The organism is Pseudomonas sp. AC016 (assembly GCF_979253365.1).
Genome location: NZ_CEEDCC010000001.1, coordinates 1,693,943 through 1,711,944, shown reverse-complemented (window position 1 = coordinate 1,711,944; position 18,002 = coordinate 1,693,943). Strand labels below are relative to the sequence as shown.

15 protein-coding genes are annotated in these 18,002 nt (G+C 55.1%); all 15 read left to right on the top strand.

Annotation, left to right across the window (positions count from 1 at the left end; translation table 11 throughout):
- The first annotated feature begins 23 nt into the window (after window positions 1-23).
- The 15 genes from AC0IXS_RS07570 (at window position 24) to AC0IXS_RS07500 (ending at window position 17,928) form a co-directional block, all read left to right on the top strand.
- Window positions 24-8,960: a two-partner secretion domain-containing protein gene (locus tag AC0IXS_RS07570; protein WP_471824267.1), complete on the top strand. Its 8,937-nt coding sequence runs from the start codon at window positions 24-26 to the stop codon at window positions 8,958-8,960.
- Window positions 8,960-9,451, top strand: coding sequence for a hypothetical protein (locus AC0IXS_RS07565; protein WP_057409785.1), 492 nt, complete (start codon window positions 8,960-8,962; stop codon window positions 9,449-9,451). The genes AC0IXS_RS07570 and AC0IXS_RS07565 overlap by 1 nt, the downstream gene beginning before the upstream one ends.
- 74 nt (window positions 9,452-9,525) lie before the next feature.
- Window positions 9,526-9,876: a hypothetical protein gene (locus AC0IXS_RS07560; RefSeq protein WP_164672307.1), complete on the top strand. Its 351-nt coding sequence runs from the start codon at window positions 9,526-9,528 to the stop codon at window positions 9,874-9,876.
- 80 nt (window positions 9,877-9,956) lie between these two features.
- A complete protein-coding gene (tnpB, locus tag AC0IXS_RS07555) occupies window positions 9,957-10,265 on the top strand; it encodes an IS66 family insertion sequence element accessory protein TnpB (RefSeq protein WP_056835473.1) in 309 nt (102 codons plus the stop codon).
- A 406-nt stretch (window positions 10,266-10,671) separates the two neighbouring features.
- Window positions 10,672-11,940, top strand: a complete 1,269-nt coding sequence (ltrA, locus tag AC0IXS_RS07550) for a group II intron reverse transcriptase/maturase (protein ID WP_096767612.1) — start codon at window positions 10,672-10,674, stop codon at window positions 11,938-11,940.
- Between the two features lie 27 nt (window positions 11,941-11,967).
- On the top strand, window positions 11,968-12,177 hold the full coding sequence (tnpB, locus tag AC0IXS_RS07545) for an IS66 family insertion sequence element accessory protein TnpB (RefSeq protein WP_122460747.1): 210 nt from the start codon (window positions 11,968-11,970) through the stop codon (window positions 12,175-12,177).
- A 27-nt stretch (window positions 12,178-12,204) separates the two neighbouring features.
- Window positions 12,205-12,378 carry a hypothetical protein gene (locus tag AC0IXS_RS07540; protein ID WP_471826309.1) on the top strand — a complete coding sequence of 58 codons (174 nt, stop codon included), beginning with the start codon at window positions 12,205-12,207 and terminating at the stop codon, window positions 12,376-12,378.
- On the top strand, window positions 12,375-13,406 hold the full coding sequence (locus tag AC0IXS_RS07535; RefSeq protein WP_471824263.1) for a hypothetical protein: 1,032 nt from the start codon (window positions 12,375-12,377) through the stop codon (window positions 13,404-13,406). The genes AC0IXS_RS07540 and AC0IXS_RS07535 overlap by 4 nt, the downstream gene beginning before the upstream one ends.
- 17 nt (window positions 13,407-13,423) lie before the next feature.
- Complete coding sequence (locus tag AC0IXS_RS07530) at window positions 13,424-13,696, top strand: CdiA family toxin C-terminal domain-containing protein (protein ID WP_471824261.1); 273 nt, start codon at window positions 13,424-13,426, stop codon at window positions 13,694-13,696.
- Between the two features lie 156 nt (window positions 13,697-13,852).
- Window positions 13,853-14,233 carry a ribonuclease toxin immunity protein CdiI gene (gene cdiI / locus AC0IXS_RS07525; RefSeq protein WP_471824259.1) on the top strand — a complete coding sequence of 127 codons (381 nt, stop codon included), beginning with the start codon at window positions 13,853-13,855 and terminating at the stop codon, window positions 14,231-14,233.
- 660 nt (window positions 14,234-14,893) lie between these two features.
- Window positions 14,894-15,610, top strand: coding sequence for a hypothetical protein (locus AC0IXS_RS07520; RefSeq protein ID WP_471824257.1), 717 nt, complete (start codon window positions 14,894-14,896; stop codon window positions 15,608-15,610).
- Window positions 15,611-15,719: 109 nt separating this feature from the next.
- A complete protein-coding gene (locus AC0IXS_RS07515; protein ID WP_471824255.1) occupies window positions 15,720-16,112 on the top strand; it encodes a hypothetical protein in 393 nt (130 codons plus the stop codon).
- Window positions 16,113-16,116: 4 nt separating this feature from the next.
- Window positions 16,117-16,932 (top strand): hypothetical protein, encoded by an 816-nt coding sequence (locus tag AC0IXS_RS07510; RefSeq protein ID WP_122689350.1) that lies wholly within the window; start codon window positions 16,117-16,119, stop codon window positions 16,930-16,932.
- A 123-nt stretch (window positions 16,933-17,055) separates the two neighbouring features.
- Window positions 17,056-17,409: a hypothetical protein gene (locus tag AC0IXS_RS07505; protein WP_471824253.1), complete on the top strand. Its 354-nt coding sequence runs from the start codon at window positions 17,056-17,058 to the stop codon at window positions 17,407-17,409.
- A 63-nt stretch (window positions 17,410-17,472) separates the two neighbouring features.
- The gene (locus AC0IXS_RS07500) at window positions 17,473-17,928 is read left to right on the top strand and encodes a hypothetical protein (protein WP_471824251.1); all 456 of its coding nucleotides are present in this window, start codon (window positions 17,473-17,475) and stop codon (window positions 17,926-17,928) included.
- Window positions 17,929-18,002 lie beyond the last annotated feature (74 nt).

Genomic DNA, 18,002 nt, shown 5'->3' with positions numbered 1-18,002 from the left:
TAACGTTTTACGAGGTCGCCCACATGGACGTTCATCAACTGGCTTTGCTGGCCCGTCAGCCCTCTGCGGCGATAGCCGAGCGCGCTCGCTTCATGGGCATGCCCAAGCGTCTGCTGGCACTGCTGCTTGCCAACGTCATGTTCTGGCAACCGATCTGGGCGCAGGCGGACGGCATTGCCGTCAGCGGCACCACCAACACTGCCGTAGGCCAGGCAGGCAACGGCGTGCCGGTGATCAACATCGCTGCTCCCAACGGGGCCGGGCTTTCGCACAACCAGTTTCAGCAGTACAACGTCGACAGCAAGGGCGTCATCCTCAACAACGCGACCAACGCGATTCAGTCCACCCAGTTGGGCGGCAACATTCTTGGCAACAGCCAATTGGGCGGACGTGCCGCTGGCACCATCCTCAACGAGGTAACCGGTGCCAACGCCAGCCAGCTCAACGGGTACACCGAAGTGGCCGGGCAGGCAGCGCGCGTCATCATCGCCAACCCTTATGGCGTGACCTGCAACGGTTGCGGCTTCATCAACACGCCGCGCGTCACGCTCAGTACCGGCAAGCCGGTGCTGGATGCCAATGGCAAACTGGACCACTTTGCCGTGGACGGCGGCAGCATCACCATCGATGGCAAGGGCCTGGATGCAAGCGCAGTCGATCAGTTCGACCTGATCACCCGTTCGGCAAAGATCAACGCCGACATCTATGCCAGACAGCTGAACATCGTCACCGGTGCCAACGACGTCAACGCCGACAACCTGACGACCACCGCGCGTGCGGCCAACGCTGCCGACAAGCCGCAACTGGCCATCGATTCCTCGGCACTGGGCGGCATGTACGCCAACGCGATCAAGCTGGTCGGCACCGAGCAGGGCGTCGGCGTACGAACCGCTGGCAACATGGCAGCCAGTGCCGGTGATATTCAGATCGATGCCAACGGCCATCTGAACATGGCCCAGGCGTCGGCGCAGGGTGCGCTCAACGTCAACGCCCCGAGTGTCGAGATGACCGGCAGGGCCTATGCGGCCAGCGTCAACGTGCGCACGCCCGGTGAGCTGGTCAACCAGCAAAGTCTGGCGGCGCGCGACCGTGTCGAGATCAACGCCGGCAAGATCACCAACGCCGGCACCATCGCGTCCGGTATCGAAGCCGACAACACACGCAACACGACGGGTGATGTGAGCATTACGGCCCCGGTGGTCACCAACACCGGTAACATTGAAGCCAGCCGTGCACTGACCGTCAACGCAGCTCAGACCCTGACCAACCAGAATGTGGTGCAGGGCGGCCAGGTCACCCTGAACAGCGGCAGAATCACCAACCAGGGGCTGGCAGCGCGGATTGTCGGCGAACAGTCGCTGTTCGTTTCCACGCCCGCCATCGTCAACCTGGCAGGCGTCATTCGTTTCGCTACGGGGCAGGCGGCCAACCTGCAACTCGACAGCCTCGACAACCGCGACGGCTTGATTCAGGCCGCAGGCGGCAGCCTGGCAATCAATGCGGGCTCGCTGGATAACAGCAACGGCCAGATCGACGCCAACAGCCTCAATGTCAGCGCAGAGACCCTGACCAACCGCACAGGTCTGCTGTCCGCACGCGCAGGCGATGCTCAGGTAACCGGACGCCGCACACTGGACAACACCGGCGGCACCGTTCAGGCCCAGAACCGGCTGACGGTCGCTGGCGGCGATGTGGTCAACCAGGGCGGTCGCCTGCTGGCGGTCACCGGCAATCTCGACCTCAACGCCACAGGCGTCGATAACCGCAGTGGCAGTGTGCTGGGTGCGGGCGTGAACATCACGGCGCCCAACGCATTGATCGACAACCGCGGTGGCAGGATCGTCGGCGACCGCATCGACCTGACGGCATCGGGCCTGGACAACCGCAATCAGGGATTGCTGGCCGCAGGCGCGCAAGGCATGGCCTTGAACTTTGGTCTGTCCGCAAACCAGGCGCAACTGCTCAACAGCAGTGGCCAGATTCAAAGCGATGGCGGCCTGCTGCTCAGCGGTGCCTGGCTGGACAACAGCGCTGGCACCTTGCTCGGCCGCAGCGTGCAGATCGATGCGCCGCGCCTGATCAATGACAACAAAGGCGCGGTGGTTAGCAATGGCGGCGACGTCACGCTGAAAGTCAGCAACGTCCTGAGTAACCTGACCGGCATCATCGATGCGGGCAGCAGTCTGGTGACCATCACGGGAACGGCCGACCTCAACAACCAGGGCGGCAGCATCCGGGGCAATCAGTTGGCCCTGCAGGCGACCACACTGCGCAACGGCCAGAAAGGCCAGTTGGTCGCCGGCTCCGGCGGCCTGACGTTCACGGGCAGTTCGCTGGACAACAACGGCGGCACGGTGCTGACCTCCGGCGGCCTGACGCGCCTGCAAGTGGGCGCAGGCAGCATCAGCAACATCGGCGGCACTGTGCAGGGCGATGCCGTGGACATCACGGCAGGTTCGCTGAACAACAGCAGCGACGGCACCCAGGCGGGCATGATCGCCAGCCTCAAGGACGGCCTGACCCTCACCGTCGACTCGCTGAGCAGTAACGCGGGCAAGCTGTTTGCCAAGACCGCGCTGCTGTTCAAAGGCACCACGCTGTCCAACACCAGCGGTGGCCAGCTCAGCGGCGACACCGTCGACATCACCGCCGACAACCTGATCAACCGTGGCGGCCTGATCGAGTCCAACACCTCACTTGCCCTGAAAGGCACGGCGCTGGATAACAGCGGCGCCGGACAGATTCGGGCGTTGAACACCCCGCCTGTCAGCGTTGCAGGTGCATCGCCTGCGCTTGCCAGTGCAACTGCAGGTGCACCTGCGGCCAATATCAGCACCCTCGACTTCACCGGTAGCGTCAATAACAGCGCGGGTCGCATCGAAGTCGGCAACACCCGTTTCGTCCTCAAAGCCGACGCTTTGGACAACCGTTCCGGTACCATCGAACACGCCAACACCGGCCTCATGACCCTGGATTTCAATCGGGTGACGGGGGCGGGCGGCAGCATCTCGGCGCTGGGCAGCGGTGACTGGAATTTCGGCACCGTCAACGGGCTGGGCAACGTGCAGCTCAACAACGCGCTGACCTACACCAGCGATTCACTGGCGCTGTTGGCCGGTGACCGACTGGCCAGCGGTTCAGGCCTGACCTTGAACCTGCGCAGCCTCAACAACGGCGGCCAATTGCTCAGTGATGGCGACCTGACCGTCAACCTGACCGGCGACATGATCAACAGCGGACGCTTGTCGGCCCAAAACCTGCTGACCGTCAATGCCAACAACCTCAGCCAGAACGGCGGCCGCATCGGTGGCGGCACGGATACACGCCTGAACCTCAACGGCACCCTCGACAACCTCGGCTTCCTGACCGCCCGCCAGAACCTGCGCATCGATGCAGCCCAGATCGACAACCGCGGCACACTGGGCGCACAGAACAACGTCAACCTCAACGCCCGCAACGGCATCACCAACGCTGCCGATTCTCTGCTGTTCAGCGGTGGCGCGATGGCCTTGCGCACCGGCACGTTCAGCAACCTGTACGGCGACGTCTACAGCCGTGGCGACCTGAGCGTGGCCAACCTGGACAACAGCGCTGCCCAGCGTTTCAGCAACCTCTCCGGCACGGTCGAAAGCGAAGGCTCGATCACCATCAGTGCAGCCGCCGTGGAAAACGCCAAGGCCGAGTTCGAGCTGGGCCAGAAAGTGGTTTCCGGTCGTCTGGACTGGCAGTGCGGCCAGCATTGCGGCGGCCATGACTCGTTCAAGCGTGGCCTGATCACCATCGACCAGACAATCCTTGAAACCGCCACCAAGGACTCGGCATCGGCGCGACTGGTCGCTGGCAAAGACCTCACCCTTCAGGCCGACAACGTCCAGAACCGCTACAGCCTGATCGCCGCCAACGGCAACCTGAACATCACTGCCAACGACTTGCTCAACCAGGGCGCGTCCGAGCGCACCGGGCAGAACAACATTCAGAAGGGCACGCCCGCTCGCATCGATACCGATTACTGGGACCAGATGGAGTTTGTCGACGTCCCGGCGTTCAACGCGGCCGTCGCTGCGGGCAATTTCGACCTGGCGCGTTTCGAAGTGCTCAAGGCGCGCTCATCGGACAGCCGCTTCAACGAGCTCAGCAACAGCACCGTCTGGACCGACAGCCCGCAGCCCAAATACGCCGCCACACTTCAGGCTGGCGGCACGGTCAACCTGAACGTCGCACGTACTGTGCAGAACGGCTCGCTGCGCGCCAACAACACGCCGGAAATACTCACCGGCACGCTGGGCGAGGACCAGACCGGCATCAAGGTCGGCGGCATCGACATCACCATCAACAAACAGGCCACCGACGTTAGCGCCGCAACCACCGCATCGGTGCAGCCGGTTCAACGCGTCGCCGCCGATGGCAGCGTACAGACCGTCTTCACGCCCGTGGATTACACCGGCATTCCGTTCGCCGCCGTCGACCCGACCGCAGGCGCGACCTTCCAGCTGCCCAAGGGCGACTACGGGCTGTTCATTCGCAACCCTGACCCGACCAGCAGCTACCTGATCGAAACCAACCCGAACCTGACCAACCTGTCGCAGTTCCTGGGTTCCGATTACATCCTCAGTCGCCTCAACATCAACCCCGACAACAACTGGCGTCGTCTGGGTGACGGTCTGTATGAACAGCGCCTGATCCGCGACGCCGTGCTGGCGCAAACCGGCCAGCGCTTCCTCGCCAACGGCCTGGCCAGCGACTACGACCAGTACCGCTACCTGATGGACAACGCCCTGGCCAGCAAGGACGCCCTCAACCTGAGCCTTGGCGTTGCGTTGACCGGCCAGCAGGTCAGCGCCCTGACCCACGACATCGTGTGGATGGAAAACCGCGTCGTCGATGGCCAGAAAGTCCTCGTCCCGGTCCTTTACCTGGCCCAGGCCGACTCGCGCAACCTGCGCGGCAACAGCCTGATCCAGGGTCGCGACCTGAACCTGATCACCGGCGGCGACCTGATCAACGTCGGCACCCTGCGCGCCAGTAACAACCTCAACGTCAGCAGCGGCGGCAGCATCTATCAGGGCGGCCTGGTGGATGCGGGCAATAACCTGCAGATGATCGCGCAGGACAGCATCCGCAACGCCATGGCGGGCGATATCCGTGGCGGGCAGGTGAGCCTCACCGCCGTCAAAGGCGACATTCTCAACGACCGCACCGCCATTCAGGTCCGCGACGGCGCAGGCCGACGCACCATCACCGACACCGGCAGCACCATCACGGCTCGTGAAAACCTCGCGGTCTCGGCCGGTCGCGATATCACCAACTACGGCGCGATGAGCGCAGGCGGCGACGTCGCCCTCAAGGCTGGCAACGACATCAACCTGCTGGCCAAGACCGACAGCAGCGAGAAACACCAACTGTTCGATGGCGGGCACAAGTCCGTCATCACCACCGACGTGAAGAACCTGGCCTCGACCGTGACGGCGGGTGGCAATGTCGAGGTGAATGCGGGGCGGGATATCAATGTGCTGGCCAGCCAGGCCAAGGCCGGTAACGACCTGAGGCTGATCGCCGGGCAAGACATCAACGTCAGCTCAGCGGGCGACGTGCACGACATCGCCACCAAAACCAAGGATGGCAAAAAACGCATCACCGAAGCCAACGACCGCACGACCCAGCTCGCCAGTGAACTGACCGCGGGCAACAACGTCAACGTCCAGGCCGGTCGCGACACCACTCTGGTTGCCAGCAAGATCACGGCGGGCAACGAAGCCTACCTGTACAGCGGCAACAACCTCAGCCTGCTCGCTGCGCAAGACAGCACCCACACCCTTTACGACATGAAGGAAAAAGGCAACTGGGGCGCGAAGAAAGCCCAGCGCGACGAAGTCACGAAAAACACCAACGTCGGCACCCGGATCACAACCGGCGGCGATCTCACACTGGCCAGCCAGCGTGACCAGCTGTATCAGGTTGCCAAACTCGACAGCGGCAAAGACCTGACCCTGCAAAGCGGCGGTGCCATCACCTTTGAAGGTGTGAAAGACCTGCACGACGAGAGCCATACCAAGAGCAAGAGTGATCTGGCGTGGACCAGTGCCAAAGGCAGAGGCAATACCGACGAAACCCTGCGCCAGAGCGCGCTGATTGCGAAGGGCAGTCTGGCGATCAACGCGGTGGAAGGTTTGAAGATCGATGTCAGGGAGATCGACCAGAACACCGTGAGCCAAAGCATTGATGCCATGGTCAAGGCCGACCCTCAGATGGCCTGGCTCAAAGAAGCAGAAAAACGTGGAGACGTTGACTGGCGGCAGGTCAAGGAGCTCCATGAATCCTTCAAGTACAGCAATTCCAGCCTTGGTCAGGGCGCGATGCTGGCAATCGTCATCATCGTGTCGATTGTGACCGCTGGCTCGGGGACCGCAGCTACTGCAGGGGCAGCAGCAGGTGCATCGGCCAGTTCGGCGATGACTGCGGCAGGTTATGCCGCCTATGCGGGCGCTGCGGCGAGTGCCGCCAACGCTGCCGTGATCGCCACGCTGTCTTCTCTGGCGTCGCAGACTGTTGTCAGTACGATCAACAACAAAGGCGACCTTGGAGGCGTATTCAAGGACACGTTCAGCAGCGCCAGCCTGAAAAACCTCGCGATCTCAGGCGTAACAGCCGGCTTTACCGCCGGAGTCATTGATCCTCAATTGGGCGGACAGACCAAACCCTTCAACAACGTGACCAAAGGTTTCGACTTGGGCACGGTTGAAGGCATTGGAGGCTTTGCAGTCCATGCAGGTGCGCAAGGTCTGGCTGCGGGTGCGATCAAGACGGCCATCAATGGCGGCAGCCTGGGGGACAACCTTGTTGATGGCGTGGTGCAGCAGGCAGGTGTCACAGCCGCTGCCATCGGTTTCAACTACGTAGGTAGCTTTGCCCAGACTCAATACCTGAAGGCAGAGGCCGCCGGTGACTCCTACACCATGGCCCTCTGGGCTGAAGGCGGTGCCGGGCGGACTGCGCTTCATGCTCTGATGGGGGGCGCGGTGTCTTCGGCTACAGGTGGGGACTTTGCAACCGGCGCCATCGCAGCCGGTGCCAGTCAGGCCTTGGCAGGTGTTCTGAACAAGGCGTTCGAAGAGAACCCTGAATACCGCCAGGCGGCGTCACAGATTGTCGGCCTGACTGCTGCGGATCTCGCAGGCAAGGATGTCGAGCAGGCAGCCTGGGTTTCGTTGATGGCGGACCAGTACAACCGGCAGCTACATCCGGATGAAATTCCCCTCCTCAAAAAACAGTCGGAGAGTCTGGCGCGGGAAGCCGGCATCAGTCCTCAAGAAGCCGAGAAACGGTTGGCGCAGGCACTGGTTTATTACACCGACAAGGACTGGAACGGGGTAGTCACTCGTGAAGGCAGCGCTCCGGAGGCGCTGACCACTCAGCATTTGGGCATGGCGCTGTCTTCGCGAGCGGACACCTTTGCGGCACCATCTTCATCAGACATACCTTCAACAGAGGAGCGGCGCTATACAGCGGCCGAAACCTCACAGTTGATCACTCAATACCGAGACACTCACGCGGCTGAATACGCGAACCCTTCGATCAACTCGGTCAACGTACAAGGGCGGTACGTGGGTGACTTCGGCTTTGAGTATGCCAACTTTTATCGTAACAACCTCGGCGTGCCGGTCAACGGCAGTGCCATGTTCTCTGAGGGCGCGGTAGGTGCTGCTCAAGGCGCAGGTACTGCGTTGTCCGATGCAGGTCGAGCTGCCTGGTCGCTGTTGAGCAGTCCGGTTCAAGGCAGCGAGCAAATAGTGAATGGTTTGATGTCGCTGTCCAAACATCCTGGCGACGCCATGATGGACAGTGTTGAGGCGAGCCAGACCAAGCAGGCGATGGCTTACATCTACAACCTGCAGGGTAACTACGCAGCCAGCGCGGCCATTACCACCCAAAGCGACGTCGAGTTCGCGCTGAGCATGATTCCGGCAAATCGTGCGAGTACGTTAGCTGAACTGAGCTCACTGGGGCGGCAGATAGACGACTTGTCACTGTCCGGGCTTGCATCCGGGGAGACCAAGGCCGTGGGGAACCGCGGCGCCGCTGCAAATGATGATTTTTTTGCGGCCAATCCTGTTGATGAGGCCGCCGGGCTTGAAGGCAAGGGGAAGGCCCTTTCAGAAGGTAGCACTGGTGAGCAACCGGCGCTTCCCTCGTACTACCGCGAAGACAGCTCTGCTGGAGCGATGCTCGTCAGGAACGCGGATCTGCCTGAAGGGTATAGGCAAGTCATCAATACCAGGACGGGTAACATAGAGGTCGTCAGTCCCGAGGGTGTCTTTTACCTCCAAACGCCAGACGGTGGACTCAAGCCCAAAGCGGGGGGTAATCTGGCTCAGTTGGTGAAGGCTGAGGGGGAGATTGCTGGTGCAAAAGGGGTTGTCACAAAAAATCCAAATGCAACTAGTGCTCTGACTGATTCGGAAGCTGGTACGCTGGTTGAGCGGAATGTTTTGGAGGGGAGTGCAAATAATGCAGCCGCAGAAATTGGAGTCCCCGTTTCCAGATCGAAAAACCCGCTCAGCCCTGTTCTGGAGCACGATGCGTACGGGAATGAAATCATGTATCGCACGATGTCTAAAGAACAGTATTTGCAGTTTACAGAATCTGGTAAGTTACCACCTACTACTGAAACTTCAATTTCTCCCTCTGTGCTATATTCGTCAAAATATGACGGTGTGACTGTAAAAATCACGGTGGCGCCGGGAACATCCGATGCTCTTCAAGAAATTGGAATTGCAGCAAATAAACCGGCAGCTATTCAGTTTCCCAATATGTCAACTCAGACAGGAAGTTGGATGCAAACAAATGCGCGCTTCAAAGTTGAGGGCGGACAGATGACGACGCAGCTTGGGCAAGGCAACGCTATCGATATCCTCAATCAGAACATTGTGGACTTTGCGTTGGTCCCTAAAGGAGGTCATTGATGTTGTTGTGCTTAGAAACGGCGAGCGGGCCGATGAAGTTGGTATATAATCACTCCGAAAAGCTAAAGGCTGACCCGGAGCGGGTTGCAGCGGCACAAGCGCTTACAGTCAATCAATCTAAACCCGCACTAGGACTTAAAGGCACATATGGGCTTTATGGGTCGCCAGAGTGGTGGGTAAATATCCAGCACAGAAAAATGCCGTTATTGTTCGTTTCGGGTATCGTTCACCGTGCGTATGTCGCAGGCCAGGACGGCGGCAACGAAAACAATGGTATCGATTTACTTTTGGATGATGGCTCAGTTCGTGCTGAAGGTATTTATGTCAACGATAAGGCGGATATTTCACTCTTCCGAGTTGGATGCCGAGTGCAGATTGTTTTTGCTCTAGATGAATTAAAAAAACAGCCTGCACCGGACGGCGGCATAAACTATTTGGAAGTTCCGTTAGAAATGGCGGTTTCATTGGAGCCTGTCACCACATCTGTCTAGAGTAAAAGGCAAAGGGTGCGTCCCTTGGTCCAAAAGATACAGCGAAGTTTTTTGAACTTGCTACTGCAGATGACTTGGCTTTAATTAGAGCAAAATATAATTTGCCAGATGGGAACACAATAGGTGTCGCTAGAACAGATATTCCTGGGTTTGAATCTGAGGTTGTCGAAGGCCTTTCACCAGTACTGCGTCGCAATTCTGGGCTGCCAAGCCTAGATGAACTATACGGAGAGGCAAGAGCGATCAAGTCACCTTATAATAATCCGTTATTTACTCGGCATGCGGAAGAAGATCTATTTAATAACGTGGCTAATAAAATTGACAGGCAAGGATTAACATCTGTCCAGTTAGATGGTCGCGTTGTGGATGTGAAAATTTCTAATGCAAGTGGTATCTGCAATAAGTGTAGCGCAGGCTTAACGTAACCGCTCCATGAACCCCACATTCAAAGCACTGAGCTAATGCCAGATGCTGGGCTCCCGATTTTCTCAGGAGCCCATCGACCATGATGCGACCCGACGCCAAAGTCGAAAAAGTGTACCTCTATCCCAAACCTGTGGACTTTCGAAAATCCATCGACGGACTGGCTGCTCTGGTCGAACTGGATATCAAGGTTGCCGTGTTCGACCCGGTACTTTTCGTTTTCCTCAACAAGCCGCGCAACCGAGTGAAAATCTTGTACTGGGGTGTGTCACGAACGCTGGCGTCAGCCAGCGATGCTGTATCAAAGATGGGAGTAGGCCTCCCGGAGTCTGCTTGCAGGAGCTGGCTTCAAACCGCCCGGTGCTGCTGCGTTCAAAAGGCGTGGTGGTGAGCGACCGCTGGAAAAGGCGCCGATAACGGCGTCAGGTACGTATTGAGAAGATGAGCGAAAGCAAACCGTCCGAAGACGCATCGTTAAGGATCCAAGTGCTGTCAAAACCGAGGTCGCCCAGTAGCCTCGGGATTAGTCTGGAAGATACCTGTCTACTGTCCAGATGGCAGCCGGTGTATAGGCGGCATGAGCTCAATACAGGCTTTGATATGGAACGTGAGAACCTCGTCTTTGATGCCAAGGGAAATGACAAGCGGCTACCACCGCAAGGAAGAATACCGATGCAAAGGCCGAGGGGCGGAGCCATTCGTAGTAGTGATGAAGTTCTTGTAATGAGAGTGGAGCGAAGGGATGGCGTTGCCCAGCTCGCTTATGTCGTCAACCGGCTTCGGCGGGGAAGAGCGGCATGAGCGCAGCAAAGTCGTACAGCATTTCCAAGCTGACAGTTTGGGAGGCCTTCCAGCGAGTGAAAGCCAATCGAGGAGCCGCTGGGATAGATGAACAATCTATTGCCCAGTTCGAGCAGAAGCTGCAACGGAACCTTTACAAGGTTTGGAACCGCATGTCGTCGGGTTCCTATTTTCCGCCACCGGTTCGGCAGGTGGAAATTCCGAAGCAATCAGGAGGCAAACGCAAGCTGGGTATTCCAACAGTAGCCGATCGGGTGGCTCAGACCGCCATCAAGTTGCTTATAGAGCCGAGTCTGGACTGTCTGTTCCATCCGGATTCCTATGGATACCGGCCGGGAAAGTCAGCCAAACAGGCAGTGGAGATCACTCGTAGGCGTTGCTGGAATATCAATTGGGTGGTGGAGTTCGATATCAAGGGAGCCTTTGATCACATTGATCATGAGCTGCTGCTCAAAGCGGTCAGGCATCACATAAAGGATGAATGGATTCTGTTGTATATCGAACGGTGGCTTAAAGCGCCGTTTGAGACTGCTGACGGCGTTCAGGTTCCGCGTGAAAGCGGTACACCCCAAGGTGGGGTTGTCAGTCCCTTATTGATGAATCTGTTTATGCACTATGCGTTCGATGCCTGGATGCAACGGACTTTTCCAGGTTGTCCATTTGCACGCTACGCCGACGATGCGGTGGTTCACTGCCGTAGCGAAAAGCAGGCGTGTGAGGTCATGGCGGCAATCAAGGCACGGTTGGAAGTATGTCTGCTGACCATGCACCCGGAAAAGTCGAAGATTGTGTATTGCAAAGACAGTAACCGCAAAGCAGCGTACCCAACGACGCAGTTCACGTTTCTGGGGTTCACCTTCCGGCCACGGGAGGCATGGGGCAATAATGGACGCCTGTTTACCAGCTTCCTGCCCGGGGCCAGTAATGAGGCGTTAAAAAGAATGCGTCAACGAACTCGTAGCTGGAATATCCAGCGGCAAACACCGGTCAGCCTTCTTGAGTTGTCACAGCAGTACAACGCTACCCTGCGCGGGTGGTGGAACTACTATGGGGCTTTCTACAAAACGGTCATGCGCAAGGTCTTCAATCACTTTGACTTGAAGCTGCAACGCTGGGCCCGTCAGAAGTACAAACCACTGGCGGGGCACAAGCGCCGCAGTGTTGATTGGCTCAACCGGATTAAGAAAGCCTGTCCATCGTTGTTCGTGCACTGGCATGTTTATGGAAATGAGTTTCGACCGGGCAACGGGAGCCGTATGAGTTGAGAGGCTCACGTACGGTTCTGCGAGAGGCTGAAGGTGAAACTCCTACGGCCTACTTACCAGCGCAACGGCTTCTGCCTTTGGCTCAAACGCCTGGAATCGGAGCGATTCAAAACATCGCCCGATGCCACCGACGAGGCGATTGTCCTGACCGTTCAGGAACTGAACTGGCTGCTCGACGGTTTTGACCTCTGGCGTAACCGTCCCCATCAGGTTTTGACGCCGCGATTCGTGGCCTGATTCGGTATAAGCCAGGGCATGAAATCCATGCCCGACAACCTTCCCGACGATCTCCAGCTGCTGAAGCAAATGCTTGCGAAGATGCAGTCGCGGGTCGGTTTTCTAGAAGAAGAGAACGCATTGCTGCGCCAGCGCTTGCAGGCGCGACAAAAAATGCGGTCGAGAACAACCAGCTTCGCGGTGCAGAAGCGATTACGTTGATCCAGAAGCAGAAGCAGTTCGCTGACTCCTGCAAGGGCGTGTCTTCGGCAGAATGCCAGAGTCTGTCCAAGGACATCGACGAGCTTATGAAGAAAGCGGGCTCGCTGCTTCCCGAGACACTGGCGGTTGAAGACGACTTCCTCAAATCGCCCGCCACGACCGTGGAGCCCGGCCAACTGGTCAACTGCGCGACATCAGGCAACGGTGTCTGCGTCGTGTCCAGCAAGATGATCCAGACCGACCTGGGACAGGAACGGGTACTCGAGCCTGCCAGCTACGAGCAGTCTGAAATCTACAAAGCAAAAACGGCGACCGAACTGGCCACTGCTAAAACCCAGCTGGACCAGACCTTTCAAAATCTCTACGCAGCAGGTTGCGGCGGCATGGGCCCGGCTGGCATTGCTTGCCAGGGTTACATGGCATTTGGCGGTAAGAACCCTGCAACCGGTCTAGAGGCGACAGCTGCGGAGCGCGTGATGTTTGGCGCACAAGCGGTGCTTAACGGGATGGGGGTGGTTGGTGTAATGTCTGCCGGGTCGGGGGTTGCGGTGAAGCCTTCGACGTCCGGGTTGGTTTCCGGGGAGACGAAGGTTGTCGGGACCGGTGCGGCGGCTGCGAATGATGAGAGTTTTGCGGTTCTTGCGTCTGGTGCATCGGGTGAGACGAAGGTTGTCGGGAACCGCGGCGCCGCTGCAAATGATGATTTTTTTGCGGCCAATCCTGTTGATGAGGCTGCCGGGCTTGAAGGCAAGGGGAAGGCCCTTTCAGAGGGTAGCACTGTTGAGCAACCGGCGCTTCCCTCGTACTACCGCGAAGACAGCTCTGCTGGAGCGATGCTCGTCAGGAACGCGGATCTGCCTGAAGGGTATAGGCAAGTCATCAATACCAGGACGGGTAACATAGAGGTCGTCAGTCCCGATGGTGTCTTTTACCTCCAAACGCCAGACGGTGGACTCAAGCCTAAGGCGGGGGGTAATCTGGCTCAGTTGGTGAAGGCTGAGGGGAGATTGCTGGTGCAAAAGGAGTAGCCACTTTCCCTGAGGGAATGAGTTTTAATCCAAATATCAAAAATTACTTGAGTGGTTTTGATGGGTTAACTCAAAGGAAAGGGATAAGTGGTACACACAATCTTGATGTTTTTTCTCAGGCTGCAACCCAGAACGGCGCCAAAGTTGTTAGTCAGACTCCGGGGGCGGTAAATGGGATATCCGAGATTAAATATCAAATTCCAGCTTATGACAGAGCTGGAAATGTAACCGGCTATAAGTCAGAGGTGTTCACTAAAACTGTTTATGATCCCAAGGTATTTACTGATTAAAAAATACTGGACCTTGGGCAGCAGGCCGCTGCTAGCGGATACAATTCAGCAATTTCACAGGGGTTGAGAGAGTACACGGCAGCCGCAGGCGGTGTGAGGTTTAGAGTCTACTTGGACGGTAAGAACGTGAGAAGCTTCTTTCCGGAGGCTAACTAAATGGCTAGTAATTCCACAGGTGGAGGGGTTTTAAGTGAATATATTTTTAAAGGCGTTGATTATGAAAATGACGAATTTTGGGTTGTTAAGGAGTTTTTTAATTCTATAAATATGAGTAAAAAAATTTTGTACGGGTTGTCTTTACTCACTGATGGTATTGGTTTTTGTTTTGATGAGGCTTACTTTCAGTTGCCGGACTTAGAAGGTTCAGGTGATGAGTTGAGATTTGATGGTTTAATGTTTGGTGTTTTTGATGGGGAAACTATTGTTTCTGAAGCAGATTGTTACAGTCTTGTGAGGCTGGCTTGCGAGAAATACCTTCAACTTCATCCAGAAGATACCACCAAAGTAAATAAACTATTAGCCAAGCTTCCTGCTTGAAGTCTTACTTGATGCTCACCCAACACCGGCTCCGCGCCGGTGTTGCTTTATATGCTTACTGCAAAACCTCCCTTCCTTTGCTGCTCGCCTTGGTCGTGGCCTGATCGCTCAGGGCATCGAGCATCTACGCAACAAATTTCTGCTGTCTCTTAGGTAGTTGATCGATGGCTTCCAATTGCTGTTGTTATTTTGAACGTGCGGTCGACTCAGAAGCTGTTTGTCGAGAGATGAAAAGCATGCTTAAATTCCCTAATCGTGGGCGACTGTTAGTCTTTTGAGATGGTTTTGATTTCATTCCAGTTTCTTATGTACGCAGAATAATTTCTGCGTTGATTGCAGGTGATCTATAAGCAGGGTGACCAGCATCATTCTCGCTTGATTAGCTTTTGAAAAGAAATGGGTAGCCACAGTTTTTCTTTCTAAAATACAGCAGGATCGCCCGTTAAAAATATATTTTATATTTTATATTTTATATTTTATATTATAGGTATTATTTTTTGTATAGTGATAGGCGGCTAAGCTGTACTATCTTGTCCAGTTAGGGGGGCTGCTACTCGCGGTCCTAGGGTTTTACTGCCGAATACCCCGTTGCATATTGTTCAGCGGGCGGATAATAGTGGTCTGACCCCCAATTTCTTCTTTAAGATATCGGGATTTCTCATGTTGCGTATATCGTTGCTCACGAATTGTGATACGTCCGACTGGAGTATAGGTAAGGAGATACTTGATGCTTTTTCAGGAAATTTGAGGCTTGTACCTGAAACATTATTTCAATGGGAAACTAAAATAGCTGAATATGAAAGCGTTTCTGGTTGTAAGCCTTATTGGGCGCAGGTGGCTAAAATTCAGGCGCAAGGAACAAAAATAGAAATTCCAATAGGGCTTCGTTGGAAAAGAAAGAAAGTGGCAAAATATGAATGTGAGGTCAGTCACACACATACTTCTATTAAGGGTGAGCTAATAAGCGGCGCAGTTAATGTTCGTGCGCAATTCAATAGTAAGGTTGATTGGTTTGAGCTCTTTAGTAAACTTTGCATAGCCACTAGGCCAAAATACGCAATGCTACATATTTTCTCTGGCTCTGAGTTGGAAGGCATAAAAGCTGGCACCCCTGAAAGCCTGTTTTTGTCTGGGGTTTTACAGAGTGGCAAAATATCAAACGCGAGTTGGAGTATGTTTCTAGGTACTGAATTTTTAGTGGGTCTAGATATTGATGTGTTGAGGGGAAATGGTTTCTTTGTCGATGAGTTGGATAGTGGTTGTATAATAAGAATAACTGATGATATTCAGGATGTGATCAACGATTTCTCGTCATTCTCAAAGTGCCGTGCGGATCTAAAATCTGTTTTTCAAGATGGATTTTTTCTTATGGATTGAGATGTGATACTTGATCGTAATTTTCAATGCGTGATTAGAGTCTGTTGCGCTTTTAAAGTGAGTGGCGTTGCCATGGGGGGGCAGGCCGCTCAGCTAGATCGGTCAGATCATGCTGCAGATGTGGAACGATGCAATGCGCTCGGCGCCCAGTGCTGAAAGCGCGATTGGCTATACGCGCTATTTGGATGCCTTGGCCAGCGGCCAGAATCCGAGCCAGAGAATCCTCGAAGAGTCCTTCAATGCCGTCAACAGCCGCTTTGTTAAGTCTTCTCGTGCGGCGGGCGAGGAAATTGCTGAGGTCAACCACTGGAACTTCGGTAAGACAGATTTTCCAACACAGATCGTTGACCCCCGGCATCTAGTACCCGTACCTTCGCGCGAAGCTCATCAACTGATACACCAGCAAACCAGTGCAACTTCCAAAATCTGGGTGGGGCCTATTTCTCCGTTGCACAGAATAGAGATCCCCGATTGGTCGACGCCCCTGGCGCCAAAACGGTGAAGGTATGAATCTCAAGAAGACATTTCAGGTACTAGGATTGCCGGCGGTGCTGGGTGCATGTGCGGATGGAAGCATCCGTCCGCCCATCTGCACGCTGGACGCTCCGGCGCAGTGGTACGGGTTTCCACCAGCGTTGATCCCGCTGTGGAGCGATGGATCGAGGCCTACTTATATCGGCTATTGGAAGCACTGGTTTGTCGACCGCGAACCCTGCTTCGTTAAGATGTATGTAGCCTCCGAGCATATGACGATCGAGATTGCCCGCACTCCCGCCCAGTTGATGGGTGTTATGGCAATGATGTCCATCAGTGTCGAAGACGGTGCCACCCCAAAGCTTGAGCAATTTGCCCAAGCGGTTGGACTTGATTGTCTCGAAGCGCTGGAGGCGCAGTCACTGAATACCGGTGACGATCCCCAAGGTTTCGCCAACGTCGAATTGTTCAGCAAGCAGACGCCGCTGGACAGCATTGCTGAAGGCTCTGGATCCTACAGCGGAGACTTTCCCAACCCGTCCGACCCCGGGCCATGGTGGGAAAGCAGTTGCTCCTTCGAAATCATCGACAGGGATATGCCCGCGCCGAAAGGTGGCCAATTACCGGCGTGGTTTGATCCTGATCGAGAGAAAAAGTCGTTGTTTGAGAGCTTCTTGCAAGCCGGACGCTTGGACCATGCGTGGCTGACCCTGAACTCCACAGGTTGGTCGATAACTGATGCGCGGCAGGCGCTTGTGGCGTTGCAGACACGGAGCAACGACAAAGGCTTCGATGCAGTAGTGGAGTATTGGTTGTCGGTTGCGGATGTCAGCGCCGGTGGATACTGAGCCCCATGTCCAACCGGTCCAAAAGATATTGCACTAATAAAGCGAGAGGGCAACGGTGAAAGAGTATTTGAAAAGACGCATTCCAACCTTATACCCCGAATAGTCCTGTGTTAGGTCAAGCAAATGAAGCTTCTTGCGCAGCTGGAAGTTGCCGAATGGCAGCAAAATCTGGGTGATGTTCCAGAGGCCTATGTTAGAGAAGCAATTGGTACGACGAGTGAAAGTACTGCTTTGTCAAATATACCGAATGGGTTGAAGGAGCTTGGGTTTGGAAGGCAGGCGAATTATATGTCGAGCTTTGATGTGGAAGTTATACAAAGTTCATTTGAAAGTGGTGCCTCAATTACAGCAAGTGTTAGAGCGGGAGCTAGCCCCATGCAGTTGTTAATGAAACAATTCAGAGTGGTTGAATATTCATCAAAAATCCTTGGCCTGTTGGTGGGTGATGGCCTCACTCAGCACCAGTGGAAAGTCTGAAGTCAATCTTGACCGGTGGAGGTGTTATAATTTTTTTGTAGTTGCGGTGTAGGCGGAAATGAAATGAAATGTGATTTGTTTCTATTGAATGAATATAAAGGTTCTGAACTTGGGCCCTTGCATGTCTTTGACAAGAGTTTCGTGTGTGAGCCTGAAAAAAAATACTCTGGTTTTTTGGGATTGAATGTTAACAGGATTAAAATGGTCTCAATAGTTGTTGAGTTGAGGCGTAGGGGGGTGGAGGTATTTAGTTCAGCTGTGCAGTATAGGGATCTAAGTAATATTGGCATCGAGCAGGCGACTAAGTTGGCATGTGGTTATGCTGTGGCGAAAGGACTCCATGTTTTTTTTGATCCTCTGTGGACTATGAAATCTCCTCCGGTATTTTGGAGTTTTAGGGTTGTGGGTAACGGTGAGGTTAGGGTTGGTTGGACAGTGATGATTGATAAGCTGGATGGTCACGTGTGGAGCAACGATGAATATTTAGCGTACCTATATGATTTTAATAATATTTTGTGATTTATTTAAAAGAGACCAAAAGGAAAAGGGGGCGGATTTAAATAGTACTTAATTCATCCTGACCTCAAGAAGGT

What these genes read in the sequence shown, in the direction of transcription:
- AC0IXS_RS07570 (WP_471824267.1), top strand. Translation starts at nt 24, where the DNA reads ATGGACGTTCATCAACTGGCTTTGCTGGCCCGTCAGCCCTCTGCGGCG.
- AC0IXS_RS07565 (WP_057409785.1), top strand. Translation starts at nt 8,960, where the DNA reads ATGTTGTTGTGCTTAGAAACGGCGAGCGGGCCGATGAAGTTGGTATAT.
- tnpB (WP_056835473.1), top strand. Translation starts at nt 9,957, where the DNA reads ATGATGCGACCCGACGCCAAAGTCGAAAAAGTGTACCTCTATCCCAAA.
- ltrA (WP_096767612.1), top strand. Translation starts at nt 10,672, where the DNA reads ATGAGCGCAGCAAAGTCGTACAGCATTTCCAAGCTGACAGTTTGGGAG.
- AC0IXS_RS07540 (WP_471826309.1), top strand. Translation starts at nt 12,205, where the DNA reads ATGCCCGACAACCTTCCCGACGATCTCCAGCTGCTGAAGCAAATGCTT.
- AC0IXS_RS07530 (WP_471824261.1), top strand. Translation starts at nt 13,424, where the DNA reads ATGAGTTTTAATCCAAATATCAAAAATTACTTGAGTGGTTTTGATGGG.
- cdiI (WP_471824259.1), top strand. Translation starts at nt 13,853, where the DNA reads ATGGCTAGTAATTCCACAGGTGGAGGGGTTTTAAGTGAATATATTTTT.
- AC0IXS_RS07520 (WP_471824257.1), top strand. Translation starts at nt 14,894, where the DNA reads ATGTTGCGTATATCGTTGCTCACGAATTGTGATACGTCCGACTGGAGT.
- AC0IXS_RS07515 (WP_471824255.1), top strand. Translation starts at nt 15,720, where the DNA reads ATGCTGCAGATGTGGAACGATGCAATGCGCTCGGCGCCCAGTGCTGAA.
- AC0IXS_RS07510 (WP_122689350.1), top strand. Translation starts at nt 16,117, where the DNA reads ATGAATCTCAAGAAGACATTTCAGGTACTAGGATTGCCGGCGGTGCTG.
- AC0IXS_RS07505 (WP_471824253.1), top strand. Translation starts at nt 17,056, where the DNA reads ATGAAGCTTCTTGCGCAGCTGGAAGTTGCCGAATGGCAGCAAAATCTG.
- AC0IXS_RS07500 (WP_471824251.1), top strand. Translation starts at nt 17,473, where the DNA reads ATGAAATGTGATTTGTTTCTATTGAATGAATATAAAGGTTCTGAACTT.